Origin of the sequence: Nocardia tenerifensis NBRC 101015, from assembly GCF_000308715.1 — a bacterium.
Taxonomy (GTDB): Bacteria; Actinomycetota; Actinomycetes; order Mycobacteriales; family Mycobacteriaceae; genus Nocardia; species Nocardia tenerifensis.
Genome location: NZ_BAGH01000472.1, coordinates 1 through 1914 on the forward strand (window position 1 = coordinate 1; position 1914 = coordinate 1914).

A 1914-nucleotide genomic window follows, 5' to 3' on the forward strand; every position below is an offset into this window, starting at 1 on the left:
AAACCCGTGTCCACGGGTTCAGGGGCTCGCCCCTGTTTGTCACTGTGTGGGGTTTCAGGGGCCGCAGGTCCCTGAACAATCCCCTCTGGTGAACCTGGGACATGAGGTGTGTGACAGTTTCATAGAGTTACGGCGGCCATAGCGGCAGGGAAACGCCCGGTCCCATTCCGAACCCGGAAGCTAAGCCTGCCAGCGCCGATGGTACTGCACTCGACAGGGTGTGGGAGAGTAGGACACCGCCGGAACATCCTTCACGAAAGCCCCCAGCCCCCGCTGGGGGCTTTCGTCGTCCCACCCCAAAACCCCGCACTCCCTCTCAGGCCCCGCACCGCCTCTAGTGCCCTAAAGCCAGTGCGGCTCCCGAGAGACAGTGCGGATCTTGAGGGGTCCGGACCCGAACTGCACAGGACCGGGCACCTATCCAACAGGCAGCACCCGACCAAGCGACCCGAAGCGCGTCCGGCGGCGCGACACCAGGCCTACCTGGGGGCGTCACCCCTCGCTCAGGCTCGCAACAGGACGAGATGACGAAATCCCGCACCACCTCTAGGGAGCCGCACCACCTCTCGGCAGCCGCACTTCCTCTAGGGCCCTAGAGGAAGTGCGGATCCCGAGAGGGAGTGCGGGATTTGGGTCAACCGCGGTGGCGGGCACCGAGATTCGCTCGGTCGGCGGCGGTCCGGCCGTCGTCCCACCCGTTCGCATTCGAAATAGCGACCCCGCGATTGCGGACGTCGGGGAACAGCTCGTCGAAAGCCGCGTCCACTTTCATCTGATGCGAGGCGAGCACTGGTAGCAACCGCGCCGGCTCGGCCGACTCGGCGATGGCCTCTTCGTTTGCCGCCGCCAACCGCTCCCCGATACGCGTGGCATACGCGATGAGAAACGACTTGCGATATGAACGGCTCCGGGAATCCGCGCTGCGCTCGGCCTGATTGCCGCTCGCGATCATCGCCCTGGTGGCCTGCACCAGCAGCGAGGTCACCAGCAACTCGACAACCTCGAGATCACCCTCGTCACCTACGAGGGTCATGAACCCCCACACCGAAGAGAAGATCCCGCGGCACCGATTGGCGTTCGCGACCGCGTCGACCAGCAGCGCCTTTGCGTCGACATAGGGCGTGTCGAGCCAAATCCGGCGCGCCCCAGGCGGATCGGGCACCGAGGCTTGCGCGTCGACCAGCACGCGATCGAGTGCGTACTTGGTCATCAACTCCTGCGCCTTGGCCGACAGCGACTCGGCCTCCTCCGGAAACGAGGTCGACTCCGCCTTCGCCAGCAGGCCCCGCACCCGCCCGAGAATCTTCTCATCGACGTGATGGTGCACCGCGGCCATCGCCGGCGCGGTCCCGGGCAGCGGCCGGATGAGTTCCAGTCGAGGCAGCCGGATCAGCAGTGCCAGCGCCTGCACCACGGCGGTGAGCGCCTCGACCGGCGTCAACAGATGTTTCGCCGCCCACTGCCCGAGGTGCGGGGCCGAATTCGACCACCACACAACGGCATTCAGCTCGCCCAGTTGCGCACGCCAGGTCTCGTCCACCGGCTTGTCGGCGAAGGGACGCATATACGCGGCGATCACATCGATCAGCAGCCCGCTCGCGTACTCGTCGAGGTGCCGGCGCGCGGCCTGGTGCACGTCCTCGGGCAACCAGCCGTTCTCGAAAACGCGGCTGATGATGTGCTGACCCGCCAGCCGCGCCCCGTGCTCCGTCTCCGGCGTCAGCGGCTCGCGCCCGGCGAGCGCCGACGCACAGCGGTCCGCGGCGGACGCGGCGCCCTGCGCCGTCGCCATGGCGGCGGCCATCAGTGCGTTGGCGATCTGCTCGGGGTCCGTCGGCGGTCGCTGAGCGGACCAGAACTCGGAGCCGGCCGACCCGCTCTCCGGTCGTCCGCCCCGAACGTCGCCGCCGGTTC

Annotated in this window: 1 protein-coding gene and 1 rRNA gene; one reads left to right on the forward strand and one right to left on the reverse strand. The window is 67.6% G+C overall.

All coding sequences use genetic code 11. The annotated features are described in order from the left end of the window. Positions 1-128: 128 nt before the first annotated feature. Positions 129-245, forward strand: a 5S ribosomal RNA gene (gene rrf, locus ON39_RS34090). Positions 246-634: 389 nt separating this feature from the next. Here the strand turns inward: rrf and ON39_RS34095 are convergent. Then, positions 635-1914 (reverse strand): DUF2786 domain-containing protein (locus ON39_RS34095; protein WP_051187458.1); only part of this gene is annotated, 1280 nt, incomplete at its 5' end.